This is a genomic window from Deltaproteobacteria bacterium PRO3 (assembly GCA_030263375.1).
Classification (GTDB): domain Bacteria; phylum UBA10199; class UBA10199; order DSSB01; family DSSB01; genus DSSB01.
This window is the reverse complement of the sequence record SZOV01000135.1, coordinates 1-6,370: the sequence shown is the minus strand read 5'-3', so window position 1 is coordinate 6,370 and position 6,370 is coordinate 1. Positions and strand designations below refer to the sequence as shown.

Below are 6,370 nucleotides of genomic sequence, written 5' to 3'. Positions count from 1 at the left end.
TCTTAAGACCCAGGGGGACAGGCAGGTTGTCCTTTCTCTTTCTCACTCGGATTCCCTTGTTTGTGACTTAATTTAGGCTCTTTTCAAGATACAAGGGGGCCGGGCCGTGTCTCCGCTGGGACATATCGCCCCGGGCTAGGGGCGGGTGCGGCATAAGCAAGAGGCGACTTAAGCTAGCCAAATAGGGCAAAAGAAGGGTCGGCGACCAAACCCGCCCCACAAATCGGCTCGGACAACCCCTTCACGGCGCAACAGGGGCAATAAAAAACCCCGCTGTGCCAAGCACAGCGGGGTTTAAACTGGATATCCCCGTCTCTTACTTCTTCTTGGAAGTCCCCAGGATGGAATCCTTCGCCGCCTTGGCGACGCGGAACTTCACCACGCGCTTCGCGGGGATCTTGATGGGCTCACCGGTCTGCGGGTTGCGGCCCATGCGAGCCTTCCGGTTGACCAGCACCAGCTTGCCGATGCCCGGGAGGGTGAAGGTGTTCTTGGCCTCTTTGTAAGCCAAGGTGGACAGCTCTTCGAGAAGGTTCATGGCGTCCTTCTTCTTGAGCTCGCATTTCTTGGCGAGGTGATCGGCGATCTGGGACTTGGTTAGTGCTTTACCCATAGGGTTCGCTCCTTTCATTAAAAGTCGAAATCGACCTTTTGTGGAAGGCTTCCATAACAAGGATTCATGCGGTTGTCGAAGGTTTTATTGCAAAAAAACCCCATTTTTTGCCCAAAAATGCGATTTTTTGTGGTCGGGGCCCGGAAATGGCCGGTTAACGCGGCTTGGCGGGCGCTTTTTTAAGCCGCGGATTCCTTGCGGCGGAAGCGGCCGAAGACGTCGTCCAGCACCGCGAGGAAGACCGGAATGAACAAGACCGCCAGGAAAGTCCCGACCGCCAGGCCCCAATTCATCGCGAAGGCCATCGGCTGAATGAAGGGGTCGGTGCCGCCGATCCCGAAGGCCGAGGGGACGATGCCCAGGACGGTGGTGGCGGTGGTGAGGATGATGGGGCGCAGGCGGGCCTTGGACCCGCGGACGATGGCCTCTTTGAAGGCCAAGCCCTTGGCCTTCTCTTGGTTGATGAATTCGATAATCAAAAGCGCCCCGTCGACGATGACGCCGACAAAGCCAATGATGCCCAAGGTCGCGAGGAAACCCAGCGGCTCGCCGAAGAGGTAAAATCCGTACACGACCCCCATCATGCCCATGGGGATGGTCGTCAGGATTACCAGCGGCTCCCACAGCGAGCGGAAGGTCGCGGCAATGATGATAAACGTCAGAAAGATGGCCAGGACCATGGCGCGGATCAGGCTGTCGAGGGACTCCTGGGTGTCCTCCTCCTCGCCGCCGTACTTGACCAGGACGCCGGGGAATTCCTTGATCTTATCTTTGAAATGCTCGGCCAGGGCCGCATTGACCTTCCGCGAGGTAGTGACGGCCTCGTCGACGTTGGCGGTCACCGAGATCAGGCGCTTGCGGTCGTCGTGCTTGATCATCGAGAGGGCCGGTTCGGTCCGGAAGGTCGCGATTTGCTTGAGGGGGATCAGCCGTCCCTCCCGGTTGGAGATCAGGACGTCCTGCAGGCTGGTCTTATTGCGGCGGATCTCCTCGGGAAACCGCACCACGACGTCGATCTCCTCGTCGCCCTGCTTGATGGTCGTCGCGATCCCGCCCTCGAAGGAGGCCCGTACCGCGGAGGCGACGTCCTGGTAGGTGAGCCCCGCCTGGGACATCCGGCCGACGTCGATCTGGGCGCGCAGTTCGGACTTGCCCGGCTCGTAGTCGCTCTTCACGTCCTTCACGCCCGGGAGGGTATTAAGGTAGGCGACGTACTGCTGCGCCAATTTGTCCAATACCGCGAAGTCGTCGCCCTTGACCCGCACCGCGACCGGCTTCCCGACCGGCGGACCGGGCCGGACGTTGTCGAAATAGACCTTCTTGAAACCCTCGATCTTCTCGACCTCGGGGCGCAGGCTCTCGATGATGTCGTGGGCGGTGCGCTGCCGCTCGGTCTCCGGGGTGAGGAAGACCCAGACCTGGCCGACGTGGCTGGCCCGGTTGGTGAAAGGATCGGTCGGGTCGTTCTGGGTGATCCCGCCCATCGTGACGAAATGGTCCAGCTCGTTTTTGGGCAGCTTCATCAGAGCCTTTTCGATGGCCTGCATGCGCTGGGTGGTCACCTCGACGGGCGTGCCCACCTCGCCCTCGACGCGCACGAAGAACTGCTCGATCCCCTCCGCGGGAAAGAGGATGAAGGGAACCTTGAAGTAGCCGAAGGCGAAGGTCCCGAGCATCAAGAGCGTAAAAAACAGGGTCGCGAAATAGCGCCGCGAGATCAGGAAACGCAGGGTCTTCTCGTAGAAGCCCAAGAGGCCGTTCATCAGTCGGTGCTTCGAGCTGCGTTCGAAGTGCTTGCGCGCCTCGTCCTCGGACATCTTGTTGAGGTCGTAGATGTGCGAAGGCAACACCACCAGGGCCTGCACCAGGGAGGCGCAGAGCGTGATGATGACGACCTGGGGGATCTGCTTGACGAATTTTCCGAAGATCCCGGTCATGAACAGCAGTGGCGCGAAGGCGGTGACGGTGGTCAGGACCGTCGCCACGACCGAGCTGGCCACCTGCTTGGTGCCCTCCACCGCAGCGAGCCTCGGCGGCATCCCCTCCTCCATCAGGCGGTGGACGTTCTCGGCGATGACGATGTCCTCGTCGACCAGCATGCCCGAGACCATGATGAGGCCGAAGAGGCTCATCAGGTTGATGGTGATGCCGAAGAAATGCATCATCGCGAAGGTGGCCATGACCGCCGTGGGAATGCCCAAGGCCGCACTGAGCGCCGTGCGCGGAGTCAGGAAGACCAGCAGCGGTATCATCAACAACACCAAGCCGATCAGGGCGTTGTTGATCAATACCTTCAGCCGCCGTTCCACGTAGTAGGAGACGTCGTCGACGATCCCGATCTTGAGCTCAGGCGGCGCCTTGGCCTGGAAGTCGGCGATGATGGCCTTGACGTCCCGCACCAGGTCGATGACGTCGGAGCGGTCCCGCTTGAGGATTTGCAGGTTGATCGAGGGGGCCCCGTCGGTGCGGTTGGTGATGGTGACCTTCTCGAGGGTCGGGATCACCCGTCCTACATCGCGCACCTTGACCGCGAAACCCGCGTCGTTGCTGCGGATCACGACGTCGAGGATCTCCTCGGGGGCGAAATACTCGCCCGAGATCCGCAGCAAGAACTCCTGCCCGCCCTCCCGGATGTCGCCGCCGGGGATGTTGACGTTGGTCGCGGAGAGGGCTCGCATCACGTCGGAGAGGCTCAGATGGTAATGCGCCATCTTGTCGGGGTCGACCTCGACGGAATACTCCGGCTCGCGGTAGCCGCGGCGGGTCACCTTGGCGACGTTGGGGTCGTCGAGCAGGGCCGCCTCGAGCAGGCGCGCCTGGCGCCGCAGCTCGAGGTCGGGCATGTCGCCGTAAAGGGTCACCTCGAGCATGGGCGTGTTTTTGGTGGTGAACTCCTCGACCACCGGCTTTTCCTTCAGGTCCTCGGGCAGGTCCTCGGCCCGGTCGACGGCGCGTTGGATATCGTTGACGGTCTTATCCTTGTTGGCGGCGTCCGGCTCGATGACCAAGTAGATGAGCGACATGCCCTCGATCGAGGCGCTGACCATCTCTTTGATGTCGTCGACTTCCTTGAGTTCCTTTTCGATGGGAATGGTGATCAGCTTCTCGATCTGGGCCGGCGTCGCGCCTTGGTAGTGGGTTCGGACCTGGACCACGTCGAAGGAGAAGTTGGGAAAGGCCTCGCGCCGGTTGTTCATGAGGGCCATCACCCCCGCGACGATGACGAAGAGGGTGAGCAGGTTGACCAAGAGGCCGTTTCGGACCGACCATTCGGAGAGCGATTTCATTTTTCGGCACCCGCTTGGCTTTCGGCGCCCGGGGGCACCAGGGTCCCGGCGGACTTGCGCAGCTGCACCCAGGCCAAGCGATAGCGCAGCTCGGCCTCGAGTCGCTTGCGCTCGGCGGCGAGGGCGTCCTCTTGGAAGCGCACGATGGTGTCGCTGTCGGAGCGGCCCAGGAAGTACTTTTGCGTCTCCTCCTCCATCTTGCGGCGCTGCAGGTCGGCGGCGCGTGTGAAGTTATCCGTCTCCTTGCGCTGGAGCAGGACCTCGCGCCAGCTCTCGTCGATCTCGAGCGCGATCAGGTTCTCCAGCTCCTTCATCTGGACCAGGACCTTGGCCTTTTCGAGCTTGCCGCGGTCCAACTCCCCTTTGGCGATGCGGTTTTCGATGCTGAGGCTGAATTGCGCCCCGATCAGCCAATTGGGGTGTTGGGCGCTGAAGGTCTCTCGCAACACCGTCCCGTAGCTGGGATCTACGGAATTGAGCTCAAGGGAGGTGAAGAGGTCGAGGCTCGGCCACTTTTGGTCCTTGGCGAGCGAGATCTGGATGTCCTTCGCCTCGGCCTCCCGGCGCAGCGCAAGGTACTCGGGGCGGGATTGCAGCGCGGTCTGTAATAAATCTTCTTTGAGGCTAGGCCTCCGCTCGCTGCGCAGCGGGTCCTTGGCACGCCAGGACTTCCCGGCGCCGTCGTCGAGCAGGTAGCGCAGCCGCTTTTCGGCGTCGAGGCTGAGGTTCTTGGCCCGCTCCAGCTCGGCCTGGCGCTCGACGACGAGGGCCTGGGCGCCCAGGGTGTCGGTGTCCTCGGCCAGGCCCAGGACCTTCTTGTTTTGAGTGGTATCCAGGAAGTCCTGGGCCAGCTTGAGGAAGCGGCGGGCCACCTCGACGTAGTAGCGGGTGGCGACCCAATTCCAGTAGGAGGTCACGGCCTCCGCCGCGCGATCTTCGACGACCGTCCGGGAGAGCTCTTCCGAAACCTTCTGCCCCGCCTCGGCGAGGGCGACCTGGGCCTTGTCGGACTTGCCGAAGCGGTTCTTCAGCATCGCCGCCTTGACGTCGAAGCGCAGCCGGGTGTCGAAGAAGGCGGGATCGGTGGCGAAGGCGGAATTGGTTGACTCGCGCAGGTTTCCGAGGCTGATCGCCCCTTGGACGCCGACGGGAAATTTCTTCTCGGCCTTGGCATCCCAGACCACGCTGCGATTGTCGGTGCCAAAGATGATGCTGGTCTTATCGGAGCGGTCGAGGTTGTAGGAGGCCTGGCCGGAGACCTGGGTGTCGAACTGCCCCTTGGTCTTGGTGATCTCGGTCCCCGCGATCTGCGGGTCGTAGGCGGCGGCCTGGATCCCCAGGTTGCGGCGCACCACCCAGGAGATGACGTCGGACTCCCCCAAGACGCTCGGGATTTGCGCGAGGGCGCGCCCCGGCGATCCCAAGGTCCACAGCGCGGCGATAAGACCCGCCCAGCCGCGCCAATTCCCACATTTCCATAAAAGGCTAGCCATCAGGACCTGGAGACACTAGTAAAAAAACCTTTAGAAAGTCCAAAAAAATGCGGCATCCCCAATTCGAAATTTTGACCCGCTGGCTGAAGTCGCACCCCGGACCTTTCTCCTATCGAGAAGAGGGAGACGACCTGGTGGTTTTGGAGGCCTTTTCCGGCAAGACCCTGGCCCTACGGGGGACCTCGGTCCAAGCCGTCGAGGAGCGGGTCAATACCGTCCAGGCGGGCGAGACCTACGTGATCGTCCTGCTCGCCTCGGGACGCCAGGTGGTATTTTCGGCCCAGGGCTTCGCCTTCCCCCCCGATTTCTCCAGCACCGGTCCCCTCTCCCTGCCCAACCCAGTCTACTGCATGCAAGATTACCATCAGTTGATGAACCGGCTCCGCCACGTCGCCGCCGAGGCCGAGCGCGGCCGCGAGGCCCTGGAGATCATTATGGTCTTGATCGCCCTCCTCGACGGCGCCAAGGCGGTGGGGTTGGACGTCGACACCGAGATCCAGGCTGTGGAGTCGATCCTGGCGACTTTGGAGCGGGGCGAGACCCTCCCTCCGCCGCATTGACCTGCGCCGACGGTCCCGGGCCGGAATAATAGCCCTCGCACCGGTTCCTTTCCGCAAATTTCGCTCCCAAATCCCCGTAAAAACGAATATATCCGAAGAAATCTTTCGAACCCTTTTCGCAAAACGCCTCGTCCCCTCCTAGGTCGACTCCAGGGGGAGACGGGTCTTGGTCTGCGCATGAACCGACCCCACACCGAATCCCCTCGCGACGACGAATTGGTCGCCGCCTATTTGCAAGGCCGTTCCGAGGCCTTCGGGGTCTTGTTTCAACGCTACAAGAACGGGATCTTTTTTGTGGTTCGCAATTATTTTCCCAATCGAGAGCGCGCGGAGGAGGTTTTCCAAGAGGTCTTCCTCAAGCTGCTCGAGCGCCTGGAGCACTTCGACGGCTCGGGCTCGTTTCGGGGCTGGTTCTTC

At 61.8% G+C, this 6,370-nt stretch carries 5 protein-coding genes; 2 read left to right on the top strand and 3 right to left on the bottom strand.

Features of this window, described 5'->3' with window-relative positions; genetic code table 11:
* Positions 1 to 316: 316 nt before the first annotated feature.
* The 3 genes from FBR05_14185 to FBR05_14175 all read right to left on the bottom strand — a co-directional run bounded on the left by FBR05_14185 (position 317) and on the right by FBR05_14175 (position 5,393).
* Positions 317 to 613: an HU family DNA-binding protein gene (locus FBR05_14185; GenBank protein MDL1873326.1), complete on the bottom strand. Its 297-nt coding sequence runs from the start codon at positions 611 to 613 to the stop codon at positions 317 to 319.
* A 179-nt stretch (positions 614 to 792) separates the two neighbouring features.
* On the bottom strand, positions 793 to 3,900 hold the full coding sequence (locus FBR05_14180) for an efflux RND transporter permease subunit (protein MDL1873325.1): 3,108 nt from the start codon (positions 3,898 to 3,900) through the stop codon (positions 793 to 795).
* The gene (locus tag FBR05_14175) at positions 3,897 to 5,393 is read right to left on the bottom strand and encodes a TolC family protein (GenBank protein ID MDL1873324.1); all 1,497 of its coding nucleotides are present in this window, start codon (positions 5,391 to 5,393) and stop codon (positions 3,897 to 3,899) included. Before FBR05_14175 ends, FBR05_14180 begins: the two co-directional genes overlap by 4 nt.
* Before the next feature lie 47 nt (positions 5,394 to 5,440).
* On the opposite strand from FBR05_14175, the gene FBR05_14170 reads away from it, so the two are divergent.
* Complete coding sequence (locus tag FBR05_14170; protein MDL1873323.1) at positions 5,441 to 5,953, top strand: hypothetical protein; 513 nt, start codon at positions 5,441 to 5,443, stop codon at positions 5,951 to 5,953.
* A gap of 177 nt (positions 5,954 to 6,130) precedes the next feature.
* On the top strand, positions 6,131 to 6,370 hold a 240-nt coding region (locus FBR05_14165; protein ID MDL1873322.1), incomplete at its 3' end, for a sigma-70 family RNA polymerase sigma factor.

Bases quoted from the DNA above. Each gene is read 5' to 3' on its own strand.
- FBR05_14185 (MDL1873326.1), bottom strand. From the start codon at position 613: ATGGGTAAAGCACTAACCAAGTCCCAGATCGCCGATCACCTCGCCAAG.
- FBR05_14175 (MDL1873324.1), bottom strand. From the start codon at position 5,393: ATGGCTAGCCTTTTATGGAAATGTGGGAATTGGCGCGGCTGGGCGGGT.
- FBR05_14180 (MDL1873325.1), bottom strand. From the start codon at position 3,900: ATGAAATCGCTCTCCGAATGGTCGGTCCGAAACGGCCTCTTGGTCAAC.
- FBR05_14170 (MDL1873323.1), top strand. From the start codon at position 5,441: ATGCGGCATCCCCAATTCGAAATTTTGACCCGCTGGCTGAAGTCGCAC.